This window comes from Streptococcus suis (assembly GCF_002960425.1).
Taxonomy (GTDB): Bacteria; Bacillota; Bacilli; order Lactobacillales; family Streptococcaceae; genus Streptococcus; species Streptococcus suis_S.
Map to the genome: position 1 here is coordinate 102,745 of NZ_POIZ01000087.1, position 26,465 is coordinate 129,209.

The following is a 26,465-nucleotide window of genomic DNA, read 5'->3' on the forward strand; positions in this document are numbered from 1 at the left end:
GCTTTAGACGCTTTCGTATTTTTTCTTTTGAACGAGAAAAACAGTAGTAACTAGAGCGATTCCCAGGAATAGATATGCACTCTGGTCTTTGGAACTTGTATTCGGTAATTGTCTACCGGAATAAGCAACTGCGGCACTCTCACTTATCTCCTTGTTCTGAATTGGTGCTTTTTCCTGACTAACAGCAGATTGATATACAGGATGGTTTTCTCGTGCTACTAGAACAAAGGATGACCTTTGCTTCTTATCCGTACTCAATTGAGGACGAGGATCTGGGAAGTTGATAGAGCTCGCATTTGCGACTGTTATGTTAATAGTATTTGTCTTTTCTTCCACTACCTTCTCTTCCTCTGATACAGGCAACGGTGGCTGTTCAGGCTTACTTGCTTTTTCTTCTGATGGAAGGACAGGCTCTACAGGTGGTGGAGTAGCTTTCTCATCTGGCTTAATGCTTGATTCAGCATTCTCAGAAGGCTGGTTTTCGCTAGTTGGAGTTGCTACACCATCTAATGCCACTTGAGCAGCCTGAAGCTCAGCCAGTGCTTGATCAACACTAGCTTGGCTAGCATGTTCATCAGCAAGGACTGCTTTAGCTTTTGCAAGAGCTTGGTCATATGTCTGTTTTACCATCTCAGAAGCATTGAGATATTTTACATCCGTTGTTCTGAGAACAGTAGAAAGTGATACGGCATTTCTTAGTGCAATGATATCTGTAGACTGACCATCTAAGTCAGATTTGCTAGCTTGCAAGTTTGATACTGCTTGATCGATTTCTTGCTGACTCACTTTATCTTTGAGAAGGGTCATTTTTGCCAAGCGGATAGCTGTATCATAGGCGATTTGAGCTGGAGATGACGCATTATAATAAACAGCTTCTTCTATCACTTTATAATAAGTTTCTAGCTCTTTCACCAAGGCGCTGGTGTCTGTTGCCTGACCGTTTAGAGCTGACTTAGCTTTGGTCAAATCTTCTATCACTTGGTCAACATCATTCTGAAGGTGTTTATTCGCTAAAATCAACTGTGCCTCTTCTAAAACTTTATTAAATTCAACTTGAAGCGAACTGTCAGCATTGTAATAAGTTGCTGTTTCCTCAATTTTAGCTAGTTCAGTCAATAAATTGGACAGAGCCCGTTTATCAATCAGAGTCAATTTCTTACGATTGACTTGGTCGACTAATACTTCTAGGTTCAAATCTTCATAAAACTCATAACCTTCAGGTAGGTTGGTCGCAATCGTATATTGCCCAACGGGAACAAACTTGCCATAGTCTGTTTTTGAATACTTGGCATTTGGCAAAGCAAGACTTAGGCCATCTGCCGTTACTAGTGTTACATTTGTACCAACAGGCAAGAGTTTATCGACATCGACCAACAAACTTGCTTTTTCCTTAGAAAGAACATAGAAATCAATCTGACCAATACTATTTTCTTCACTAATTGTTACATTTAACGTTCTTTCGCTCGCTAGGTTCGCCCACTCTGTATCATATAGGAATAGTTCAAAACTATAGGTACCAAATGGTAATTTAACAATACTGTTATTCTCTGCATAGCGAGGTAGTTCTGTGACAACTTGACCATTCTGATCTCTCACAATGTATGAAAAATCAATTTGTGCATCTTGCTTGGTTGTCTGATCAAGCAAATTAACCGTCACCAAGCCGTTACCATTTCCAATTCCAACTAAGTTCTCAACTTTTTCAGAACTTACGTTTCCAGCAAAATCTTCCACCAGATAGTAAAATTTAGAAATATCAGCTAAATCAAGTGGCAAAGTGAAACTGCCGTCCTCGTTTTGTGCAACAAAAACCTTATTATCAGTCACTGTGACATGACCTTTTTCGTCAGTAGCTGTCAAGGTTGTCAATCCATTCTCACCACTTACTAAATAGAATACTCGTTCGCGGAATATTCCTGCTGGTCCTTTTTCAGTGGCTGGGCGTGGATCAAATTTGTAGCTGCTCGCATCATAAGTAGCCGTTGTGATGTTTGGTGCTTGGCGGTCAACGATCACGTCAAATTCCAATTTTTGCAGGTCTGCTCCAGGAACCTCTGGAAGATAGGTCAAGACATACTTATAGTTTCCGTCTGCTAACGGATTGCCATTGCTATCTAAACCAGACCATTCCGTTGGATAAACAACTGTTGATTTTGGATTGAGTTCATTTCCACTGTAATAATTTTTTTCACCAGTTTCAGCCTTGCTTGTCCATAAAGCTTGAGTCCGCTCTGTATCTTCTGCCGCATAAACAGAGGCAACAAGATTTGTGTAATTACGCAGGAAAACGCCTTTAAATAGGACTGATTCTTGAATATTATCACCATTTGGAGAAATAGCTAGTTTTAATTGTCCCGTTTCATCCATGGAGAGAACGAATTGATCCTTATCATTCTTAAAGGCTCCAAGAACTTTCATCTCCTCTTCAGTCATGCGGTCCGTAGAATACACTTTTTCAGAGTAATTTGTCAACAAACCTGTAAAATCTTGGTCTTGTTTTACTTCCAGTATTTCCTCCATATTAGGTGTGAAATAAAATCCAACTTGACCTTCTGGTAAGAGTTGATAAATCGGTGTTTCAACCACTGGCAGATTTTGGAATTCTCCTCTATAAGCAACATATGGAATACTGATTACCTCACCAGCGTCCACAGGGTCGGTAAAACGTACAAAACCTTCTAAAAAGTAACCATTAGGCATTTCTTGGAGTAGGGTTTCTGAAAACTCAGAAGCATCTACTTTGATGGTGACTTGCTGACTACTATTAGCCTTCACTGTAATTTCTTGACCTGGAATAGCCATCAATTCGCGTGATACTAAGACTGCTAACCCTTCATAGGTCTGGTCTGTATTGACATGAGTAGTATAATTCAATACCTTATCTTCTGAACTAATATTGTGCACTTCTACCGTGAATTCAAATTGGTCACCAACATTTCCTAAAGTCAAGCTAGGGTAGCTATCCAGACCTGTAACGAAGAGGTCTTTTGATACAGCAGCTGCCACATCAAGCATCCCCGCTCCTTGTTGACGTGGAGAAGTATAGGCTTGGTTTAACGTATCAAAATGGGTTTTTGCCGTTGACATGAGCAACTGTTTGACCAACGTTTCCAGTTCAGCAGCTGATTTATTAGGAAACTTATCTTTCAAATATTGTTTCACCAAGACGGCAGCTCCTGCCACGTGAGGCGCAGCCATACTAGTACCACTTTGGGAAGCGTATTGGTTGTCATTGATAGCTGAATAGATAGAACCACCCGGCGCTGCTATATCTGGTTTTAATTCTCCATCAGCAGATAGGCCCCAACTGGAGAATGCCGACATCATGCCCGCTTCTGGATTGGCAACAGCCTCAGATTCGTTGTTAAACTGGATTTTATACGAATTAACCGCGAGGGCCTCACCAAACTCTGCAGGAATAAAAACAGATGGTATGGCAATAGCTGTTTCATCCAAGGCCATTCCGATATTTTCTTCGCCTACTACATTGTTGAAGATAACAACACCTTCTGCACCAGCCTTGGTAGCATTGGAAATTTTGCTAGAGAAATTGATGCTTCCACGCTTAATAAGCGCTAGCTTACCAGTCAGGTCAAGATTTGTAAAATCTTCTTCTTTCCCCAAGCCCACGTAAACATAATCATAGGCCTTTCCAATTTCAAATTTCTTCTCACTTCTATCAGGATTATCGTAAGAACTACGGCCAAAATTCAAATCAGCATTGTCTTCAAGACCGACAATATTCAAAACACGCTGATTGATGACACTATTATTAAACGAGGCAACAGAAATAGCATCTTTGGCTGTCGAAGGATCTGCAACCAAACCATAGTCGAGATTTGTACTCCATGGAATGGAATGTCCCGCACCAAAAGCACCGTCATTGCCAGCTGCAATAACCACTGAAACACCCGCTTTACGCGCCAATTCAATAGCTGCAAGGACAGTATTGTCCATATTGACAAGAGAGCCATTAGCGCCACCTAAACTCAAGTTAATGCTATCTGCCCCAAGTTTTACGGCGTCTTCAATAGCTCTCACATACAAGGCTGCGCCGGTTGTGCTACTAACATCAGAGAAGACCCTCATAAACATGACCTGTGATTCTGGGGCAACACCCTGAATATAGCGGCCACCGTCCATGGTTGATGGATTACCTGCAGCAATCCCGGTAACATGCATACCGTGTGACTGACTAGCCTCTTCTTTTAGCACATCATTTCCATCAGCATAGTTGTAGCCAAACACAACCTTGTCACTGAACCATTTTCCGTAAGAAATACCTGCTGCAGCTTTTGCGGCTTCTAATTCTTGAGCAGATTGGTACTTAGCCTTACTTGTATCTGATATTTTTAATACATCATGCTCAACGTCCAATCCAGAGTCAATAATGGCTACAATGCTTCCCTCTCCCTTGTAGCCAGTTTCCCAAACGGTTGGCGCAGAAATCATAGAATTACTATCTGCATCTAAGGTTGTAGCCAAGCTTCTTAGGGCAGGGCTTACCTGGTTATTCACCTTCTGCTGATCTGCCAGCTCTATGTTTGTTTCCAATGATGGTTCGCTTGCACTTGCCTCACTTGCTGGAACTTCCACAATTTCTTCTGTTTTGACATTACTTTCACTTGACACTGTTTCATCAGTTGTAGGATTTGTGGCAGAAACTTCTTGGCTCTGATTCTCACTTACCTCATTGCTTTCTACAATCTCCACAGGTAAAATCTCTTCTGATTGAGGCTTGACTTCCTCTTGCTGAAGTTGAGAATTAACTTGAACTTCAAAGGTATCCTCAACGGGTGCAACTTGCTCCACCGTCTGATCGACAGCAGCATTCTCCAACACTTGTTCTGCAAAAACCTGAGAAGTTCCTGCAAAAGAAATAATGGAACCAACTAAAACTGAAACTAACCCAAGTTTACATTTTCTGAGTGAAAATCGTTGTCTTTTCATACTATTCTCCTGTATTTTTCAATTTATTTTCCTATTTAAACATAATTTAGCCTATATTTCAAGAAAATATTGGGAATTTATGCATAATGTTTGTATTTATACAAAAAACTACCCTGAACAGTCGTTCAGAGTAGCTACTTTTTGCATTCTTAAACAGAGTTTCTATTTTCGATACATCTTGAATTGGAGATAGAGGTCATTGTACAGACCAAGCATCTCTTTTCCAAGGTTGTCATAAACTTCCATTTTCTTCATCGTTTCCTCTGAAGGATAGAAAGATTCGTCATTTTGTGTTTCTTCATCCAGCATAGCCTTGGCTTCTGGAATTGGCGTGGAGTAGCCCACGTATTCCGCATTTCGATAGGCATTTTCAGGACGGAGCATGAAACTCATGAAAGCATAGGCACCGTCAATGTTCTTAGCTGTTTTTGGAATGACCATATTATCAAACCAAAGGTTAGAACCTTTTGATGGTACAACATAGCGGAGGTTTTCATTGCCATCCAACATTTCGCTGGCTTCGCCAGAGAAGGAAACGGCAACGGCAGCTGCATCTTGGATCATATAGCCCTTGATTTCATCAGCTACGATGGCCTTGACATTTGGGGTCATATTGTAAAGGTGCTCAGCTGTTTCTTCAATTTCCGCAGGATTTTTAGAGTTTAGGCTGTAACCCAAAGATTGCAAGCCAAATCCCATGACCTCACGAACACCATCGATCAACATGATATTATCACGGTACTCCTCTGACCACAAATCTTCCCATTCTTTAGGAGGATTTTCAACCATGGTTTCATTGTAAACAATCCCCAAGGTCCCCCAGAAGTATGGAATAGAATAGTCATTGTTCTTATCAAAACTCAAGCCCATGAATCGCGGATCGATATTGTCCAAACCTTCAATTTTTGATTTATCCAACTTGATGAGCATATTTTCTTCCGTCATTTTGGAAATCATATACTCAGAAGGAACAGCTAGGTCATAGGTCGTTCCCCCCTGCTTGATCTTGGTGTACATGGATTCGTTGGAATCAAAGGTCTGGTAATCCACCTGAATACCCGTTTCAGCTGTAAATTCTTCCAGTAATTCTGGATCAATGTAATCTCCCCAGTTGTAGATGACCAACTTATCCGTCGTTCCTTGGGTTGAATCAGCTTCTAACTTATAACTAATCCCCCACAAAATTAGGATAATGGCTACAATACCGACAAAGAATGAATACAATCGTTTCATTAGTCAGCCTCCTTTTCACGTGAGATAAAGTAATAGCCCACCACTAACAAGATTGAAAAGAGGAAGACAAGAGTTGACAGGGCATTGATTTCCAAGGAAATCCCCTGACGTGCCCGTGAATAAATCTCAACAGATAGGTTTGAGTAACCATTTCCTGTTACAAAGAAGGTCACGGCAAAGTCATCCAAGGAATAGGTAAAGGCCATAAAATAGCCTGCAATAATGGCTGGTGTCAAATATGGCAACATGATTTCTTTCAGCATTTGTGGCTGGGTTGCACCCAAGTCATAAGCTGCTGAAATCATATCTGCATTCATTTCCTTCAATCGAGGCAAGACCATCAAGACGACAATCGGAATTGAGAAGGCAATGTGACTAAGCAAGACAGAAACAAAGCCTAATTGAAAACCAATCATAGTAAAGAGAATCAGGAAACTTGCCCCAATCATAACGTCTGGTGCTACCATCAAGATATTATTGACAGACAGCAAGGCATTTTGGAAACGAGGTTTTGCCTGATAAATATAGATGGCACCAAATGTTCCGATAATGGTCGCAATCAATGAGCTCAAGAAGGCCAAGAAAAAGGTTTGTGCCAAAATCAACATCAGACGGCTATCACCAAGCATGGATGAAAAATGGTCCAAGGTAAAGCCTGTAAAGCCATTCATATCTCCACCTTCATTAAAGGCATAGAAAATGAGATAAAAAATGGGCAAGTAAAGAAGGAGGAAGGCAACTGTTAAGTAGATATTTGCAAATTTCTTCATTATTTCTTCCTCTCTTTCGTCATCCACATAATCAAGAGCATGGCCAAAATCAAGACCACACCTATGGTTGAACCCATTCCCCAGTTTTGTGTGGTGAGGAAGTGTTGCTCAATAGCTGTACCAAGTGTAATCACTCGGTTACCACCAATCAAACGGGTCAACATGAAAAGGCTCAAACTTGGAATGAAAACCGCCTGAACACCAGAACGGACCCCATTCATAGAAAGAGGAAAAATAACTTTTGTAAAGGTCTGCCAAGAAGTTGCCCCCAAATCACGACTAGCATTGATGAGATTTTTATCCAAATCATCCAAGGCATTAAAAATTGGCAATATCATAAAGGGAATCTCGATATAGGCTGCAACAGCAATGAAAGAGAAATCCGTGAAGAGAATTTGCTGGGCACCCAGACCAATAAATTCTAAGAACTGGTTAATAGAACCATGTTGCCCAAAAATACCAATAAAGGCATAGGCTTTTAGCAAGAGATTGACCCAGGTTGGCAAAATAATGAGCATCAGCCAAAGCTGTCTATGCTTGAGCTTGGTCAAGAAATAGGCCGTTGGGTAGGAAAACAAAAGTGTGACCAGAGTAATAATACCTGCGTAAAAAATAGAGTTAAAACTCATTCGCAGATAGGTCATATTTGGCGAGTTAAAATAAGTTTGATAATTAGCCAGAGTGAAATTACCATGAATATCAAAGAAGGATTTGAAGATAATCAGGGCAACAGGTGCGAGTACAAAGAGAAAGACCCATAGGGCATAGGGAATTGCAAAGAGCCTAGAGGTTTTCTTCATTGCGTTCCTCCTCGATAGCGTTGATCAAGCCATCTTCCACCTCTTCCACTTCCACATACTCTTCAATACGGGCATCAAATTCTTCCTCTGTTTCATTGAGCCGCATGATATGAATGTCTTCTGGTTCAAAATCCAGACCAATCACTTCTCCCACAATGGCCTTACGGGTTGAGTGAATCATCCACTCATTACCAAGGTCATCATAAGCAATGATTTCATAGTGAACCCCACGGAAGAGCTGAGTATCGACTTTTACCTGCAATTTGCCTTCTTCTGGAAGGGTAATCTGCAAATCTTCTGGACGGATGACAACTTCAACTTCTTCATTAGGACGCATACCACCATCGACAGCTTCGAAGCGTTTGCCGTTGAATTCTACAAGATAGTCTTCAATCATTCGACCTGGAAGAATGTTTGATTCACCAATAAAGGTCGCAACAAAATGGTTGATTGGCTCGTCGTAAATGTCCACTGGTGTTCCAGACTGGACAATCTCGCCTTCGTTCATGACAAAAATCCAGTCACTCATGGCCAGAGCTTCTTCTTGGTCATGGGTAACAAAGACGAAGGTAATTCCTAGACGTTGTTGCAATTCACGCAGTTCGTACTGCATTTCAGTCCGCAATTTCAAGTCCAAGGCTGATAAAGGCTCATCTAGCAAGACAACGCGGGGCTGATTGATGATGGCACGGGCAATAGCGACCCGTTGGCGTTGACCACCAGACAATTTCTGAATAGAACGTTTCTCGTAACCTGAAAGACGGACCATTTGGAGAGCCTCGGTCACACGGCGTTCAATTTCAGCCTTGTTAACCTTGCGCAATTTAAGAGGAAAAGCCACATTTTCAAAGACAGACATATGTGGGAAGAGAGCATAGGATTGGAAAACGGTATGGACATCTCGTTTATTGGTCGGAACATCGTTTATCCGTTGACCGTCCAGATAAATATCGCCTGAACTCGCATCCAATAAACCAGCAATAATATTCAAAATCGTTGATTTTCCTGAACCAGAAGCTCCTAAAAGGGTATAAAATTTCCCTTCTTCCAATTCAAAACTAATATCCTTTAATACAGTTGTTCCACTGTCTTCAAATACTTTTGAAACGTGTTTAAATTCAATAATTGGCTTTTTCAATTCTCATAAATTCCTTCTTTTTAAACAGAGCCAGATGGCTAAAGTTTAGTCTTTCAGTTTGCTTTTAGTACTAGGCAACGAGTTGCAGCCAGCTTGCACAGTCCAAACATCTGTGCAAGGTTGGAAATAATACTTGCGATAGCAAGTAACTGTCGTAAGTACGGCAAAGCGAGTTCAAACAATCCAGTGGAGTGTTTGAAGTTGGAAATAAGGAAAAAGAGTTTCCTCATATGCCGACGTAATAAAAGATAAACTGAATGACTATGTAGCAGCAGGGTCGCCGATAATACGAACCTCTCTCTCCAGCGTAACACCTGAAGATTTTTCAACAACTTCAATCACATGGGCGATCAAATGTTCATAATCCAATGCCGTTCCATCAGCCACATTGACCATAAAACCAGCGTGTTTTTCAGATACTTCCACACCGCCAATACGGTAACCTTTCAAACCAGCTTCCATAATCAACTGACCTGCAAAATGACCTGGAGGGCGTTTAAAGACTGAACCACATGATGGATATTCCAATGGCTGTTTCAACTCACGCAAATGGGTCAAACGAGCCATTTCATTTTGGATAACAGGATAGTTACCAGGTTTTAGGGCAAATTTAGCAGATAAAACAATGGCACCATTCTCTTGTAGAATAGAAGAACGATAGCCAAAACGTAACTCACGGTTATCAAGTGTTTCTACATAACCTGCAGGTGTCAAAATCTGAGCCGAAACCAAGATATGAGCGATTTCGCCACCATAGGCACCAGCATTCATGTAGACAGCACCGCCAATACTTCCAGGAATACCACAGGCAAATTCAAAACCTGTCAAGGAATGGAAGAGGGCAACCTTTGTCGTTTCAATCAGATTAGCCCCTGCTTCTGCTTCAATGGTGTAGCCCGAAACAGTCACAGAATTGAGCTTGTCCATGCGGATAACAAATCCACGAATACCACCGTCACGAACGATAATATTACTTGAATTGCCTAGTACCTGCCAAGGAATGTTTTCACGCTTGGCAAACTCGACAATACGGACAATTTCATAACGGTTACGAGGAAATGCTAAGTAATCAACAGCTCCTCCAACTTTTGTATAAGTATATTCTTTTAAGGGCTCGTCGAACCGAATGTCAATCCCATCCAATTCAAGCCTAATTTTATCTTTCATCATCTTCTCATTTCAATTTAAAATATACAGGTCATATTATACCAAAAAACAGCACAAAAAACGAATAGAAATCCAATTTATGGTCAGAATTTTTACGAAAAAAATCAGCTCACACGGAGCTGAAAATTAGAGCACTTGAATACCCTGGGTATCTACATGGAGAGAATGAACGGTTCCATCTAGGTCTAGTTGTTCAAGAGCAGCCACGAGGGCAGTTTCTTTGTCCTTTGATGCCAATACCATGACAGTTGGTCCAGCTCCTGATAAATAGGTCGCGTAGGCTCCCAATTCTTGTGCTGTTTGCTTGATTGGACAAAATTCTTTGACCAACAGTTGACGGAAGGGTTCATGGAACATATCTGACTGAATGGCTTTTCCAGCCTTTTCCAAATCACCAGCCATCAAACTGGCAACAGCTACATTGGAAATGGCGCTGGCTGCCACGGCTTTTTTATAGCCCATTTGTGAAGGTAGCACCCCACGACTTTCAACGGTCCGCAAAGGGTAGTTCGGAATAAAGGCAACAAAGCTTGCCTCAGGAAACTCTGTTACCACTGCCTGAACCTTTTTATTGACATAGCTGGCAATAACTAGATTACCATAAATCGCAGGCGCCACATTGTCAGGATGGCCTTCAATTTCAGTTGCTTTGAGCAATTTTTCCTCTGCCGTCATATTCAATCCTGCCAACTGATTGGCCAACTCAATACCTGCTACAATAACAGAGCTGGATGAACCCAATCCACGCGCCAATGGAATATCACTGGTCATCTTGATCCGATGTGGTTGCAAGTTTTTAGCCACTTTTAGTGCAGTCTTAATCAAAAGATTGTTCTTGTCTGAGGGTACATGATCAAGATTGTGTTCAATTACCCAATCTTCTGTTTGTTCCAAAACTTCAATGGTCAAGTATTTTGAAAGGGCAACACCAACAGAGTCAAAACCAGGACCGATATTGGCTGATGTTGCTGGAATAATAATTTTCATGTCTTATTCTCCCAATACCTTGAAGGTATTCAAGACTGTAAAATCAGTTTCCTGAGCCAGTTTAGCAGTCACATTCTCCAATTGTGTCTTGCTCATTTCGTGGGTAACAATGACTAAACGAGCAGTTTCACCATCCGCAGCTTGTTGCAAAATTTGTTTGAAGGAAATTTCTTCCGAATTAAAGATTTCTGCTAAACGAAGCATCTTACCATTCTTATCAGGCGCAACAATTGAGAAATAGTACTCGCTCTTAACATCGCTTGGAGCAGCCAATTGAAGCGTACGGCTGTATTCATTGAAGGCTTTTCCGATAGTATTATCTTTCAAACGACGAACGATACGGATAATATCAGCCGTTACACTTGTTGCTGTTGGCTTCTGACCTGCACCTGGTCCATAGTACATAGACTGACCGATACCGATAGATTCGACAAATACAGCATTCATCACACCATTGACGCTAGCAAGTGGATGGTTTTTCGGTAGGAAGGTTGGAGATACTTCGGCAGCAATACCAGAGGTGGTTTCTTGAATATCACCCACAAGTTTAATGACATAACCCAATTCTTGAGCCACTGCTACATCTTCTGGCGTGATGTTTGAAATTCCCTTGTGTGCCACATGGTCAAAATCAACTGTCATCCCGAAAGCAAATTGACTGAGGATAACTGCCTTGTAAGCCGCATCAATACCTTCAACGTCATTTGTTGGGTCAGATTCTGCATAGCCAAGTTCCTGCGCTGTTTGAAGAGCTTTTTCGTAAGTCCAGCCTTCATCAACCATCTTAGTCAACATGAAGTTAGACGTACCATTCAAGACACCGAGGATACGAGTGACCTTGTCAGCAGCCAAAGAGTTGACCAAGGTACGCAAGATTGGAATACCACCTGCCACAGCAGCTTCATAATAAAGCGCAAGACCTTTCTCTTCAGCCAAGGCACGCAATTCGCTACCATGAACCGCCAACAAATCCTTATTGGCTGTGACGATATGCTTGCCAGCTTCAAGAGCACGTGTAATAAAGGTTTTAGCAGGTTCAATCCGTCCCATCAATTCAACGACAATGGCAATGTCCTCATCCGCTAAAATCTCATCAATATTTGTTACAAAATGGTAGTCATGACCTGCAGCCAACAAGCGTTCTTTTTCTACATCATCTTTTACTAGAACCTTTGCTACTTCAATGCTGTCCTGGGCAGCCTTTTCAATCTTTTCTGTATTTTCTGCTAATAAAAATGGCACACCACTTGCAACAGTACCAAATCCAAGCAATCCAATCTTAACGACCATGTAATCTCCTTTTAAAAGTATTTCTACTATTATATCAAATAGACTAACTTTTTGGCAAAAAATTTGGTATAATCAATCTATACATATTTATAGGGAGAAGTTTTTATGAAGCATTCCAGACTGACTACTCTAAATAGAAAACAAAAGCGAAAAAGACGGACAAGAATCGAACGATTCTTAGACCTACTTCCCCTACTTCTTTTGTTTATCCTACTCGGCTTCCTCATATTTAAAGTCTCGCAACAAATAACTGACAAACCAGACAACAGTTCTTCATCTGCCAAGCAGGTACAAGAACAAGGAACTATGACAAATTCCAGCTCTTCCAGTCCAACAGCTATCACTTGGGAAGTACAGGCTGAACCAGTCAAACTACCTATTCTCATGTACCATGCCATTCATGTCATGGCACCTGAGGAAGCTGCAAATGCAAATTTGATTGTTGACCCTGCAACCTTTGAAAGTCATTTAAAAGCCTTACAGGACGCGGACTATTACACGCTTTCACCTGAAGAGGCCTATAAGGTGCTCACTGAAAATGTCTTACCAGCTGGGAAAAAAGTGGTCTGGCTAACCTTTGATGATAGCCTCTGGGATTTCTATAGCCACGCCTACCCCCTGCTCAAGCAGTATCAGATGAAGGCTACAAATAACGTCATCACAGGTTTTACAGAATATGAACAAGCTGGTCATCTGACCATCGAGCAAATCAAGGAAATGCAGGCAGCTGGTCTTTCTTTCCAAGGTCATACTGTCAACCATCCAGACTTGGAATACAGTACCATTGAAACACAAACCGAAGAACTGACTACATCTAAGGCCTATCTAGATAGTCAGCTACAGCAAAACACCATCGCCATTGCCTATCCTGGTGGTCGCTATTCAGCTGATACAGTTGCCTTGACTGAACAAGCAGGCTACAAACTAGGTGTCACAACCAACAACGGTTTGGCTTCTGCTAGTGACGGCCTGCTCACTCTCAATCGCGTTCGCATCCTCCCTACCACTACAGCTGAAAATCTACTAGCAGAAATTGCCTATTAAATGTTACAAACATGTATATGAGAAAACTCCCCTGTCATCACTGACAAGGGAGTTCGTTCATATACTAGTATAGAAGATCTACCTAAAATTTCACTTTGTTATTTACCATACCAAGCAATACCTTCATATTTCCAACCACGTTCTTGAAGGATTTTCACCTCGTTCTCATCGGTAGTATAATGATGTGAGCCCGATGTAAGACTGCTATGGAATAATCGGTGAACATGCGTATCACCACCTGAATACCAAGCAATACCCTCATTTATCCAATTATACTGACTAGTTAAAATATCCACCTCATGTGTGTCTATTGTATAGTGGTGATCCTTCAATATTGGATTATAAAGGCGATATACAGCTTGACCTGATGCAGGTGACAACCAAGAGATTCCCTCATAAGAACCCCAACCTATTTTGGTTAGGAAATCTCGCTCATCAACTGACCCTGTGTAAAAATGCTCTTTATTATTGGGATTGTAAAAACGATACATTGGTCTGCCATCAAAAAAATCTGCTTCTACAACTGTAACTTCCCAACCAACCTTCACCTCATTAACTATTAATTTTAACGGTGACTTAGCCAATTCTTCTTGAAACTTTTTAGCCTGTATACTATCACCACTTGGAAAATTTGGAATGACTTCTGTTTTTCCAACTTTTAGCGCCTCCCAATTCCCCTGCTCATCAAATGAGATGATAGATGGGTCCCTTACCGTCATTTCAAATGAATAACGAAAATCTTTCAATGGGGAATTCTGAGGACGAAGAATTTGTCCTTTTTCACCCACTTTTAATGTCATTCTAAAGGTTCCTGGTTCATATTCTGAAGCACCATGACTGATAAATTCAACTAAATGTTCATCAGTTGAACTTATTTTTTCAACGACTGTACTATCATTTTCTAAAGCAGAAACACCTAGATTTCCAGATGGTTCTAATAATAAAACTGAAATAAGCAAAATAAATAGACCAATTATTTTTTTCATTGCTATCCTCCACAGTACCGTATCTTGCGGCAACGCTTTTAAATTAAAACGTAAATCATTTTATTTATGTTAATAGGTACAACTCCATCGCCTTCCTTCACGCTAATACTTAGTTTAATGGTAATATGGTTAGTCGAATCAAGTATCGTTCCGACACCTTGTGCTTTATATATTGATACATTTATTATAGAACTAATTATTGATACTGTCAATCAAAACAAAAATTCATTATAGGGGACTCCCTGCCTTCTACTGAAGAGAAAAACCTTCAAGTAGAAATTACCAATAAATTTTTACAAAAAATTATATGAGAAAACTCCCCAGTCTTCACCGACAAGGGAGTTCGTTTTATGTATACTCAATGAAAATCAAAATCAGGCTAGCTCCAAAGGTTTGGGGAACCTTTGGAGGTTAGAAATAGAACGAACGAAGTTCGCTTCTCCAAGAGCAGATAGCCCCCTACTACTTTCGCATCTTCAGGTAGTAGGCTGAAAAAATCCACAGGATTTTTTCACTCATCAAATCAAGTCAACAACGTCTGCTTTTTGATTTTCGAAGAGTATTGGATTGACTAAACTGACTTTGATACAGATTATAATAGAAACCCTTGTCTGCTAAAAGACTGTCGTGGTTGCCTTGTTCGATAATCTGCCCATCCTTCAAGACCAAAATCTTATCAGCTTCCTGAATGGTTGATAAGCGGTGGGCGATGACAAAACTGGTCCGCCCCTTCATCAATCGCTTCATAGCCTTTTGAATGAGGAGTTCCAAACGTGTATCAACGGAAGAAGTCGCTTCATCAAGGATGAGAATGGCTGGGTCCGCTAACAAGGCACGCGCAATAGTCAAGAGCTGTTTCTGACCTTGGGAAATATTGCTGGATTCCTGGTTCATTTCCATGTTGTAACCACCAGGCAGGGTGCGGATAAAGTGGTCGACATTGGCAGCTTTGGCAGCCTCAACAATTTCTTCATCCGTCGCATCCAGACGTCCAAAACGCAGGTTTTCCTTGATGGTCCCTTCGTAGAGCCAAGCATCCTGCAAGACCATACCAAATTGACTACGGTAGGATTGACGAGAAATCTTTCTAATATCCTGACCATCCACCTTGATAGCACCAGATGTGACATCATAGAAACGCATGAGCAGGTTGATGAGGGTTGTCTTACCAGCCCCTGTTGGTCCAACGATCGCCACCATTTCACCTGGTTTCACATCAAGAGTAAAATTACGGATAAGTGGCTTATCTTCTGAATAGCCGAATTCGACCAGTTCAAAGCTGACTTGTCCGGTCAGACTAGCTGACAACTCTAGCGCATTTGCGTCTTCTTCGTCAAGCTCATCTAGGACTGAAAAGATGCGTTCAAGGGAAGATTTAGCAGACTGCAACTGGGGTGCCAACTGGGTCAAGGTTTGGACGGGCTGAGAAATCTGCCAGACGTATTGGACGAAGGCCTGCATATTACCAACTGTCAATGTACCCGCAAGGACTTTCAGACCAGCAAGTAAGGCCACGACGACATAGGCAATGTTTGACAAACCGTGTACCAGGGGCATGAGCAAGCCAGACATGAAACTAGCCTTGAAGCCAACTTCCTGCAAGTCAGCAGTTATCTGGCGAAATTCTTGCGTGGACAACTCTTCACGACCGTAGAGCTTGAGGACGTTAAAACCAGTAAGGTTTTCTTGGACAAAGCCATTCAAACGGCCAAGCGCATCAGCCTGTTGTTTAAAGTAGGGTTGGGATTTGCCCATGACAAACTTGGAACCAAAATAGGTCACTGGAACCAAGGTTACGACTACAAGTGCTAGGGATACATCCAACCAGAAACACATGAAAATGGCTAGAGAGAGAGTCAGAACAGCATTGACTAACTGAAGGAAACTTTGTTGCAGGGCATTCGACACAGTTTCCACATCGCTTGTAAAACGTCCAAGTAAATCACCATACTGGTGCTTGTCAAAATAAGAAACAGGAATTTTGTTAATCTTATGGCTCAAGTCCTGACGCAGTTCCTTGGTCGCCCCCTGCACTGCCTTGGTCATAAAATAGTTAGAACCATAGGCACCGATTTCATACATCAGAGCGCGCAGGGCATAGATGGCAAGCATGATGGCGATGTAGGAATAGTTTAGTTGAGCCCCTGCTACTCCATTTGCCATGTCCAGCAAATTCTTGGTCAATTCTGTGATGATAAGCCCCAACACAAAGGGTTCCAAGGCATTCATGACTGCACTGATGGTCTTTAGAAAAACAGCTAAAAATACAGAAGATTTGTAACGACGTAGGTAGCCCCAAACACGGGTAAATACTGATGAATTCTTCATACATTCCTCCTATTCTTCTGTCAAGGATTGACGGTTAAGCTGGGAGTTGGCAATTTCACGGTAAATCTCATTGCTTTCCATCAATTCATTGTGAGTACCACGACCAACGATTTCACCCTCGTTTAGCACGATAATCTGGTCGGCATCCATAATGGTTCCGACCCGTTGAGCTACAATCAGCACCGTCGCATGTTCCGTTACTTCCTTCAAACGAGCTCTCAAAATGGCATCCGTCTTATAGTCCAAGGCTGAGAAGGAATCATCAAAAATATAAATGTCTGGCTGTTTGACAATGGCACGGGCAATAGACAAACGTTGCTTTTGCCCGCCCGACAGGTTACTTCCGCCCTCTGCTAGATGGGTGTCGAATTTCTCTTCCTTGCTCTCGATAAAGTCCTTGGCCTGAGCCACATCCGTCGCTTCCTGCAACTCCGCCAAACTCGCATCTAGCTTCCCGTACTTGAGGTTTTCTGCGATGGTTCCGGTAAATAGCAGAGCTTTCTGCGGAATAAAGCCAATCTTGCTACGAAGTGCCTTTAGATTGTAGCGTCTGACATCCACACCGTCCACCAAGATACGACCAAGTGTCACATCATAAAAACGCGGAATTAACTGCACCAAAGAAGACTTACCAGAACCAGTCGAACCAATAAAGGCAATGGTTTCCCCAGGCTTAGCCTGAAATGAAATATTGTGAAGAACAGGAGATTCCGTTTCACCAGGATAGGCAAAGGTTACATTTTCAAATTCCAAATAACCACGAGTGTCTGTTTCAGTAATGCCATCTTCATTCTTAGAAATGGAAATGGGCATGTCCAAGACTTCCTGAATCCGTTGGCTCGATACTGACATCCGTGGATACATGTTAAACAAGTTGGCAAAGAGCAAGAATGAGAAAAGCGCGTGGAAACTATATTCTATAAAGGCTACCAAATCACCGATTTGCAGACTGCCTGTTTTCAAGGGTTCCAAAGCAAACCAGACAATGGCCACAATCATAGCAATGATAATCTGCACAAAGAGAGGCTCTGTTAAACCAGTCAGATTAAAGAGTTTTTTGGATGTTTCTGTGTATTCTTCATTGACTGCCGCAAAACGCTCCTCTTGAAATTCTTCCCGAGTAAAAGCTCGAATAACCCGCAAGCCCATGAGGTTTTCACGAACATACTGGTTGATGGTATCCAAGCGTTTTTGCTGTGTTTCTGATAGAGGGCGGGTTTTAGTTGCTACATAGAAAATAACGATAACAAGAAACGGCATGGCTACTGCGACTGTCCAAGCTAGACTCGGACTGGTTACCAAGGTCATAATGACAGAAGCAATCATCATCAAAGGAGTGATAATTCCCAGCTTCAATACCATCTCCGCAAACTGCATCAAGACAAAAGCATCATTAGTCATACGAGCAACCAGAGAAGAAACACCAATCTGCTCATACTCGTTATGAGAATAGTCCTGAATTTTCTCGTACAAATCATTTCGAATATCTTTGACGATATTGGTTGTCAACTGACCAGCTGCATAGGCAAGCGTTATTCGTCCAAGAATTCCAAGCAAGACGATTAAGCCCATCATGCCCGCCCAATAATAGAGCTGACCAACATCATTTTTTGTAATTCCTTGGTCAATCATTCTCGCCAAAAATGTCGGCAAGCCCAAGTTTACCACTACAAATAAGAAGGCTCCCAACAAGTCCAAGGCAATCCACTTAGGATATTTTTTCAAATAGGTCCAAATCAGATTCATCTTTTCACCCTTTCTATATGTTCATACTCAATGAAAATCAAAAATAGACCAACTCTAAAGGTTCGTGGAACCTTTGGAGCTTGGTGATAGAGCGAACATCTTTGATTCTCTGAACGGATAGAAACCTGTTACTATTTTGTTTCAAGGTAACAGGATGAAAACCTCCACTGGAGCTTTTCACTCATCAAATCAAGTCAACAATATCTGCTTTTGATTTTCAAAAAGTATAAAAAGGGGCATAGCCCCTTTATCTAAGTTAAAAGCCACCAAATGGTGACTTTCTATTCTTTCTCGTCAATCACTAAACGAACTTTTTTATCACTTGTTGGAACAGAGTAAACAATCGTTCTGATTGCAGAAATTGTGCGTCCTTTTTTCCCAATGATACGGCCAATATCAGATTTATCCAAATCCAAATGATATTCTAAAAATTCAGGTGTATCAACAATTTTAATTGTCAAGCTATCAGGCTGTGAAATCAAAGGTTTCACAATCGCAATAATGAGATTTTCAATCATGTCCATAAGTGTTCTCGCTTACTGTTCTTATTTAGAGAATTTTTGCTCGTGGAATTTCTTCAATACGCCAGCGTTTGAAAGAAGGGCACGAACTGTATCAGATGGTTGTGCACCTTTTGCCAACCACTCAAGTACACGCTCTTCTTTAAGAGTTACTGAGTTTTCAGCCAAAAGTGGGTTGTAAGTACCAACTGTTTCGATGAAACGACCATCGCGTGGTGCGCGTGAGTCTGCAACGTTAATACGGTAGAAAGGTTTCTTTTTAGAACCCATACGAGTCAAACGGATTTTTACTGCCATTTTAAAATGTTCTCTTTTCTTTATTTTTTTATTCGGTGAAATAGCAGAGCTATTTAGCACATGTTCTATTATAACACACTTTGACCAGCTGTCAAGAAAAAAACTTGACAGAACGAAAAAATATCCGGCAACTCATTTACAACCTCATCAAAAACACATCCATCATTTCAAGATATCCCAACAAGCTCCACATTTTCTAGCATTCAAACGTCCTATAAAAAACGCATAAAATCAAATATTTTTAACCATATTGTATTCATTTAATCCTTCTTCAGTACTTTACTTACATTCTTGAAATCATTTCAATCACTTATAATGATGAACTATTTCCCGTGTCCAGTGCTATCGCGCTTCATTCGTTACATTATCCTCCATCTGCTGATTATTCTGCATTTTGTAATATATGCCCCCCATAGCCATCAATTCTTCATGATTACCTTGTTCCACAATTTTTCCATCCACCATGACCAAAATCAAGTCGGCTGATTGAATGGTAGAAAGCCGGTGGGCAATGATAAAGCTGGTCCGTCCCTCCATCAATTTAGCAAAGGCTTCTTGTACCAAGAGTTCGGTCCGTGTATCAATAGAGGAAGTCGCCTCGTCTAAAATTAGGATTTTAGGTATTTTAACAAAAACACGCGCAATGGACAAGAGCTGACGTTGCCCTTGTGATAAAGAAGAGCCGCCATCTGATAGCACCGTATCGTAGCCCTGCGGAAGCTGACGAATAAAGAAGTCTGCATTGGCTGCCTTAGCTGCCTCAATAACCAATTCCCGCGTGGCATTTGGATAGCCATAGGCAATATTATCATGAATGGTGCCAGATTTAATCCAGGTCTCCTGTAAGACCATGCCAATCTGTCTGCGAAGGTCTTCACGACTATACTGGCTAATCGAAACCCCATCTAAAACAATCTGACCAGCCGTTACATCGTAGAAACGCATGAGCAAGTTAATCATGGTTGATTTACCAGCTCCTGTCGGTCCAACAATGGCAACTTTCTGCCCAGATTTAACGTCAATATTTAGAGCTTCAATCAATGATTGATTATCTCTGTAAGAGAAAGACACATTTTCAAAGGAAATAGCCCCCTTCAACTCCTCCCAATCAATTTTCCGCTCTGCCCGATCGATAATACTGTCTTGAGCCAAGATAGCAAAGAGCCTGTCTGCACAAGCTAAGGCGCTCTGCAATTCCGATAGGACAGAAGAAATATCATTAAAAGGCTTGCTGTACTGACTAGCATAGTTGAGAAAGGTTGTCAGCGATCCCACTGTAAAATTCCCTGCCATAATTCTCAGCGCGCCAAGTCCAGCTAGTAAAGCATAAATAAGGGCGTTGACAAAGCGAGTGCTAGGATTGACTGTCGAAGAGGCAAAGATAGCTTGTTGGGAATAGGCTGCATACTGGTCATTGACGACCTGAAAATGCTTCGTAAATTGCTCTTGAGCATTGAAAGACTGAACCAGTGTCAATTGACTAATTGATTCCTCAAGCAACTGGGACTGCTGGCCACGCGCCTGAGTTTGCTTTCTATAATAACCATAGGATTTCTTAGCAATATAGCGTGCCACAAGCAGAGAAACAGGGGTCAGAGCCACAACGACCAACATCATGGTCATGTCCAGTCTAGCCATTGTAAAAATGGTTAGGAAAATAATCAAGATACCAATGAAAAATTGATTAAAGATCATCAAGAGACCATTTGTTAATTGCTCACTATCACTTGAAAATCGCGCTACTAAATCGCCGACTGATTGACGGTCTAAATAAGCTAGGGGCATATGGTGCAGCTTCACATAGACTTGTTCCCGCAAATCAGCCACCATTCCGTAAACCAAGCGATTAGTTAGGAGCGGGAGATACCATTGCACCAGCGTATTAAGCAAGATAACCATAACCATTTTTCCAAGAATACCGAGCAAGACCTGACTGTCTGCTATCAAAACTGCATCAACTGCCTGACCAATCAAAATCGGCAGATAGACTGTCAAAAGCACTTGCGCTAAACTTCCCACCAACATCAAGAACATTCGGAGTGGCTGTTTGAAAACCAATTTGACCAGTTCCTTAAAACTAGATTGTTTCATGGCTGCCCTCCTCCCTATGTTGTGATTGATCGATTTCTTGGTAAATAGCAGAGCTTCTCAGCAAGTCTTCATGGCGACCAAGTCCAACTTGACGCCCTTGATCCAAGACTAAAATCTGATCAGCTGCCCGCAAACTATTAGTCCTCTGCGACACCATTATTAAGGTTTGCTCTGGCAATTCACGACGAATCGCAGCCAATAAGCGACTTTCTGTTAGGTAGTCCAAGGCAGAGGTCGCGTCATCTAAAATCAAAATCGGTGCTTTCTGCAAAATAGCACGTGCAATGGTCAAGCGTTGACGTTGCCCACCAGAAAAATTCTTCCCAAAGGCTTCTACAGGACTATCTAAACCACCCTTGTCCTCTATGAAAGATTTAGCTTGAGCAATTGCTAAGGCCACCCACAAATCACTATCTGATACACTTTCCAATCCTAAAGATAGATTAGAACGAATAGTTCCAGCAAAAAGCTGTGCTTGCTGTGGAACGATAGCAATTTGCCGGCGCCACTCTTTTACATTCTTAGGACTTTTTCCATCCATATAGATAGAAAGTTGGCTGGTCGGTAAAGAATAGAGTGCCTGCAATAAATCCACTAGGGTGGACTTACCTGCTCCAGTCCCTCCAATAATTCCCATGAATTGCCCCTTGCGCAGTTGGAAACTTATGTTAACCAAGGATTTTTCAGCTGATTGGGGGTAAGTAAATGTAAGGTCATGAACTAAGAACACCAATTCCTTATCCCTACTATTAACCACAGGCAAATCAGCTTGCACATCTTCAGACTCTTGTTCAAAAACTTCTTGAATGCGTTGGACTGAAATATAGGTCTGATTAAGAGTAGACACAACCATAATCATCTTAACCAGCTCAACCAAAATTTGAAGGAGATAGTTGATAAGAGCAACCAACATCCCCTGTTCCAGTAGATTGTTTGAAATAGCTGTATTTCCTTGCCAGATGAGAATGAGTAAGGTGCTATTTACCACTAGAAAGGTCAATGGAGATAAAAGACTAGACCAAAAACCAGCCTCTAGTTGTTGCTGCTTATAACGCTGATTGATGCCTTGAAAAGCCTTTATTTCCCGCTCTCTTTGCCCAAATGCACGAATAATCCTCCAACCCGTAACCGTTTCTCGCACCTGTCCTACCAAACCATCTAATTCCTTTCGAATGGATTGGTAAATACGGCTGGTCAGGATGGAAATTCCAGTCACTATGATAAGTAAGAGGATAATCATTCCTAAGAAATAGACCGATAAATTTGGACTAATGTAGAAGGCCATCATCAGCGAACCAAATACAACTATGGGAGCTCGTAAAAATAAGCGTAAAAAGGTATTGATTCCTGTCTGGATTTGCAAGGTATCACTGGTCAGTCTGGTCAAAAGACTTGAAGAGGAAAGAATATCTCGACTAGATTTTGGAAGTGAAAGGACTTTTTGATACAAATCATTCGTAAGCTCCTTTGTCACACCAACTGCTGCCTTGGCAGAAAAGTATTGAGCTATCAGCGAAACAGTTATTCCGACACAAGCAAGACCGACCAATAATAAAAGCATAGCAACCAGGTTTCCCCGGTTGCCATTTGGAATAATGCTATCAACCATATAAGCAATCAACAAAGGTACCAACAGCTCGAAGCTAGCCTCCAATAACTTGAAAACTGGACCTAATAGTGTTTCCTTCTTATATGGTTTAAAATATCGAAAAAGTGATGTCATCTGATTACTCAGCAGCAATCGCTTGTGCCGCAGTAATAATACCCAATTTGTAGACATCTTCTGAACTACAGCCACGTGAAAGGTCGTTCACTGGCTTGTTCAAGCCTTGCAAGACTGGACCAACCGCTTCGTAGCCACCAAGACGCTCAACTACCTTGTAAGTAATGTTTCCTGCCTCAATAGCTGGGAAAACAAAGACATTGGCTTGTCCTGCTACTGGGCTTCCAGGTGCTTTCAAACGAGCTGTATCAGGAACCAAGGCCGCATCCATCTGCAACTCACCATCAATCAAAAGATCTGGACGGAGTTCTTGGGCAATACGAGTAGCTTCAACAACCTTGTCTACACGTGGACCAGAACCTGAACCTTTTGTTGAATAGGAAATCATAGCTACTTTTGGATCGATACCAAATGTTTTAGCTGTTTCTGCAGATTGGATCGCAATCTCAGCCAAGGTTTCCGCATCTGGTTCAATGTTGATTGCACAGTCACCAAAGACAAACTTGTGCTGGTCTTTCACCATCAAGAAGACACCTGAAGTACGTTGCACACCTGGCTTGGTTTTAATGATTTGAAGGGCTGGACGAACAGTATCCGCAGTTGAGTGAATGGCACCTGATACCATACCTTCAGCCAAGCCCATTTGTACCAACATAACACCAAAGTAGTTGACATCACGCAAGATTTCATCTGCCTGCGCCTCATCAACCTTGCCCTTACGAAGAGTCACAAACTCCTGCTTCATGGTATCAAAGTTTCCGTAATTATTCGGGTCAATCACCGTAATACCAGGGTTTGAGAAACCAAAGTCTGTCAACAAGGTATGAACATCTTCTGGCACACCAAGGATGATTGGCTCTACCAAACCTTCAAATTTCAAACGAGCTGCTGCACGCACGACACGCTCATCTGTACCTTCTGGGAAAACAATACGCAGTTTTTTACCTACGATTTTTTGCTTCATTTCACCAAATAAATTCCGAATTTCCATGAAAATTCTCCTTATATATATTATTTATTAGTTAACAAATTGATAACAGCCTGAAAATCGTCTGGAAGCTTTGCTTCCAAGTCAATCCTTTTGGCTGAAAAAGGATTGTCAAATGCCAAATGATGGCAATGCAAGGCTTGACGTTGAATACCACATTCTAAACTTCCCCCATACATATCATCTCCCAAAAGCGGGAAACCGATGTGAGAAAAATGAACACGAATCTGGTGGGTCCTACCAGTGTGCAACTGAATATCCACTAGATGAATATCCCCCCAAGATTGGACAAGTCGATAGGAAGTATGGGCATATTTTCCATTCTTGGTCACACAGCGTGTGATAATACTATCTTCTGGACGACCAATCGGTGCAATAATATCCCCCTCGGCTTCCAACACACCATCCCCTTTAACCAGAGCATAATAGCGCTTGTGGATGAGCTTGGCCTGCAACTGCTTGTCCAGTCGAGCATGGGCATAGCCATGTTTGGCAAAGAGCATGACACCCGAAGTATCTCTATCTAACCGCGTTACGATATGGACCTGCTTATTTTCGTAATCTTGCTCCACAAGGTAGCCTTTCACAAAATTAGCAATGGTCGAGGAATGCAGAGCTGACGGAATAGAAGCATAACCAACCGGCTTATTGATTGCTAGAAAGTGGTCATCTTCATAGACAATATCCAGCGAAAAAGAAATCGGTTTCAAACTTCCAGTCAAATCCTCCTCAGCTGGTATGTCAATTGTAACCCTATCTCCAATATCAAGCAAGTAAGTTGCATTGCGCTCGATGTCATTGACCCAAATATTGCCACCTGTGTACTTGATTTTTGCCAACAAGCCCTTTGAAACACCATGCTTTTTCAAAAACGTTTTAATTTTTGTATGCTGGTCAGCTATAAATTCAAACCGCATTACTCCACCTCTCCGATAAAGGCATCTTTCACACGGTTCCAGAAACTTGTATGGCTGGGGGTCGCAACAAAGTGAATTTTATGCTGGTCAATCTGGTACTCAATTTTTTCAATGTTGTCATAGACATAGGTCTTATTATCAACAGCAATCGAATAGCGGTCACTATGCTTGGGCTCAATGACAATCTTGTCTTTCTTGGGAACCACGATAGATGACCCTAGTGTGCGATAAACGCGGTTATTTAGACTGGCTACTTCTGCAATCTGCAAGGCCTCAATAGTCGGATGTAAAACAGCACCACCTAAGGACTTATTGTAGGCCGTCGAACCTGTTGGAGTAGATACTGAGATGCCATCTCCCCTAAAGCGTTCAAACGGTACATTGTTGATAATGACGTCTGCCACCATGGTTTTGGATAAACGCTTGATGGTCGCCTCATTCAGAGCACGCGCCTCCATAACCCGACCATCCAGTAGTTTGACCTTGACATTCAAAATGGGATAGGATACCTTGGCACCTGTATCAAGCTTGAGGTTCTCGATCAGTTTATCCACCTCAAAGTCACGGTAATCCGTATAAAATCCTAGATGGCCTGTATGAATACCGACAAAACGCACACGGTCAATCAACTTTTCATACTTATGAAAGGCCGACAGGAGCATACCATCACCACCGATTGAAATCACAATATCAGGATTTTTAGGTGTCAGTATGAAATTTGCTTCTTTCAATTTTGTCCAAAGTTCTTTGGAAACTGCCTCACTCTTTGGATTTCGGCTAGCGAGCAGAGCGATTTTTTTTCTACCTGTATTCTTCATCTGTATCATCACTATTTCCGACACCGTCATTCAGCTTCCTATGTGCAGGATCGAATAAGGCCTGGGCCTCCTGAATGTCGTTACGGATTTTTCGCATCTCCTCATCTAATTCATAGGCAATCTTTGCTGTCACTTCCAAGCGTTTCTTGATTTCTTCAGGAAAATTTCCCTTATACTTATAGTTGAGGGAATGCTCAATGGTCGCCCAGAAGTTCATAGAAAGAGTACGGATTTGGATTTCTGCAAGAACCGTTTCATTGCCATTTATGGTGTCCACAGGGTATGAAATAACTACATGATAGGACCGGTAGCCAGAAGCCTTTCGGTAGTTAATATAATCCCTTTCGTGGACAATTTGCATATCCTTGCGCTTGCGTAAAATCGCCAAGACTTCCTCAATATCGTCCACAAATTGAACCATAATTCGAAGCCCAGCAATATCCTGCATATCTTGAGCAAGATTTTCTAACTTAATCTGTCGTAGGGCCATCTTTTCCTTAATGGATTCAATAGGCTTTACCCGACCAGTCACGAACTCTATAGGAGAGTGCCGATTGGCTTTCCGGTACTGCTTGCGAATACCACGCAGTTTGATCTTCAACTCACCTACTGTCTGGATATAGGGGTCTAAAAATTCTTCCCAGTTAAAGTCCATACTACCCCTTTCTTGT

Annotated in this window: 20 protein-coding genes; 1 reads left to right on the forward strand and 19 read right to left on the reverse strand. The window is 41.7% G+C overall.

What is annotated here, in order from left to right:
• Window positions 1–3: 3 nt before the first annotated feature.
• The 8 genes from C1G57_RS10110 to C1G57_RS10145 form a co-directional block, all read right to left on the reverse strand.
• Entirely contained in the window at window positions 4–4,950 is a 4,947-nt protein-coding gene (locus C1G57_RS10110; protein WP_105114784.1) for a S8 family serine peptidase, read from the reverse strand.
• A gap of 162 nt (window positions 4,951–5,112) precedes the next feature.
• Entirely contained in the window at window positions 5,113–6,183 is a 1,071-nt protein-coding gene (locus tag C1G57_RS10115; protein ID WP_105114785.1) for an ABC transporter substrate-binding protein, read from the reverse strand.
• Window positions 6,183–6,953, reverse strand: a complete 771-nt coding sequence (locus tag C1G57_RS10120; protein WP_029187210.1) for an ABC transporter permease — start codon at window positions 6,951–6,953, stop codon at window positions 6,183–6,185. The genes C1G57_RS10115 and C1G57_RS10120 overlap by 1 nt, the downstream gene beginning before the upstream one ends.
• Complete coding sequence (locus C1G57_RS10125) at window positions 6,953–7,753, reverse strand: ABC transporter permease (RefSeq protein ID WP_105114786.1); 801 nt, start codon at window positions 7,751–7,753, stop codon at window positions 6,953–6,955. The genes C1G57_RS10120 and C1G57_RS10125 overlap by 1 nt, the downstream gene beginning before the upstream one ends.
• Window positions 7,737–8,891, reverse strand: coding sequence for an ABC transporter ATP-binding protein (locus C1G57_RS10130; protein WP_105114787.1), 1,155 nt, complete (start codon window positions 8,889–8,891; stop codon window positions 7,737–7,739). The genes C1G57_RS10125 and C1G57_RS10130 overlap by 17 nt, the downstream gene beginning before the upstream one ends.
• Window positions 8,892–9,152: 261 nt before the next feature.
• On the reverse strand, window positions 9,153–10,058 hold the full coding sequence (gene murB, locus C1G57_RS10135; RefSeq protein WP_105114788.1) for a UDP-N-acetylmuramate dehydrogenase: 906 nt from the start codon (window positions 10,056–10,058) through the stop codon (window positions 9,153–9,155).
• 126 nt (window positions 10,059–10,184) lie between these two features.
• Window positions 10,185–11,045: a homoserine kinase gene (gene thrB / locus C1G57_RS10140; RefSeq protein WP_105114789.1), complete on the reverse strand. Its 861-nt coding sequence runs from the start codon at window positions 11,043–11,045 to the stop codon at window positions 10,185–10,187.
• A gap of 3 nt (window positions 11,046–11,048) precedes the next feature.
• Window positions 11,049–12,335: a homoserine dehydrogenase gene (locus tag C1G57_RS10145; RefSeq protein ID WP_105114790.1), complete on the reverse strand. Its 1,287-nt coding sequence runs from the start codon at window positions 12,333–12,335 to the stop codon at window positions 11,049–11,051.
• Between the two features lie 105 nt (window positions 12,336–12,440).
• Here C1G57_RS10145 and C1G57_RS10150 point away from each other — a divergent pair, with 105 nt between their 5' ends.
• Window positions 12,441–13,379, forward strand: a complete 939-nt coding sequence (locus C1G57_RS10150) for a polysaccharide deacetylase family protein (RefSeq protein WP_105114791.1) — start codon at window positions 12,441–12,443, stop codon at window positions 13,377–13,379.
• Between the two features lie 98 nt (window positions 13,380–13,477).
• Here C1G57_RS10150 and C1G57_RS10155 read toward each other — a convergent pair whose 3' ends face one another.
• From C1G57_RS10155 to C1G57_RS10205, 11 genes are all read right to left on the reverse strand, one after another.
• Window positions 13,478–14,365 carry a hypothetical protein gene (locus C1G57_RS10155; protein ID WP_105114792.1) on the reverse strand — a complete coding sequence of 296 codons (888 nt, stop codon included), beginning with the start codon at window positions 14,363–14,365 and terminating at the stop codon, window positions 13,478–13,480.
• Window positions 14,366–14,893: 528 nt separating this feature from the next.
• Window positions 14,894–16,693 carry an ABC transporter ATP-binding protein gene (locus C1G57_RS10160; RefSeq protein WP_105114793.1) on the reverse strand — a complete coding sequence of 600 codons (1,800 nt, stop codon included), beginning with the start codon at window positions 16,691–16,693 and terminating at the stop codon, window positions 14,894–14,896.
• A gap of 9 nt (window positions 16,694–16,702) precedes the next feature.
• Window positions 16,703–18,439, reverse strand: coding sequence for an ABC transporter ATP-binding protein (locus tag C1G57_RS10165; protein WP_105114794.1), 1,737 nt, complete (start codon window positions 18,437–18,439; stop codon window positions 16,703–16,705).
• 281 nt (window positions 18,440–18,720) lie between these two features.
• The gene (locus C1G57_RS10170; protein WP_002940680.1) at window positions 18,721–18,963 is read right to left on the reverse strand and encodes a KH domain-containing protein; all 243 of its coding nucleotides are present in this window, start codon (window positions 18,961–18,963) and stop codon (window positions 18,721–18,723) included.
• A 21-nt stretch (window positions 18,964–18,984) separates the two neighbouring features.
• The gene (gene rpsP / locus C1G57_RS10175; RefSeq protein ID WP_024392238.1) at window positions 18,985–19,257 is read right to left on the reverse strand and encodes a 30S ribosomal protein S16; all 273 of its coding nucleotides are present in this window, start codon (window positions 19,255–19,257) and stop codon (window positions 18,985–18,987) included.
• 342 nt (window positions 19,258–19,599) lie between these two features.
• Window positions 19,600–21,348: an ABC transporter ATP-binding protein gene (locus tag C1G57_RS10180; RefSeq protein WP_105114795.1), complete on the reverse strand. Its 1,749-nt coding sequence runs from the start codon at window positions 21,346–21,348 to the stop codon at window positions 19,600–19,602.
• Window positions 21,335–23,071 carry an ABC transporter ATP-binding protein gene (locus C1G57_RS10185; protein ID WP_105114796.1) on the reverse strand — a complete coding sequence of 579 codons (1,737 nt, stop codon included), beginning with the start codon at window positions 23,069–23,071 and terminating at the stop codon, window positions 21,335–21,337. The genes C1G57_RS10180 and C1G57_RS10185 overlap by 14 nt, the downstream gene beginning before the upstream one ends.
• A gap of 4 nt (window positions 23,072–23,075) precedes the next feature.
• Window positions 23,076–24,062 (reverse strand): phosphate acetyltransferase, encoded by a 987-nt coding sequence (gene pta, locus C1G57_RS10190; protein ID WP_105114797.1) that lies wholly within the window; start codon window positions 24,060–24,062, stop codon window positions 23,076–23,078.
• Window positions 24,063–24,082: 20 nt separating this feature from the next.
• Window positions 24,083–24,976, reverse strand: a complete 894-nt coding sequence (locus tag C1G57_RS10195; protein ID WP_105114798.1) for an RluA family pseudouridine synthase — start codon at window positions 24,974–24,976, stop codon at window positions 24,083–24,085.
• Entirely contained in the window at window positions 24,976–25,794 is an 819-nt protein-coding gene (locus tag C1G57_RS10200) for an NAD kinase (RefSeq protein ID WP_105114799.1), read from the reverse strand. The genes C1G57_RS10195 and C1G57_RS10200 overlap by 1 nt, the downstream gene beginning before the upstream one ends.
• On the reverse strand, window positions 25,778–26,449 hold the full coding sequence (locus C1G57_RS10205) for a GTP pyrophosphokinase (RefSeq protein ID WP_105114800.1): 672 nt from the start codon (window positions 26,447–26,449) through the stop codon (window positions 25,778–25,780). Before C1G57_RS10205 ends, C1G57_RS10200 begins: the two co-directional genes overlap by 17 nt.
• Window positions 26,450–26,465: the final 16 nt, after the last annotated feature.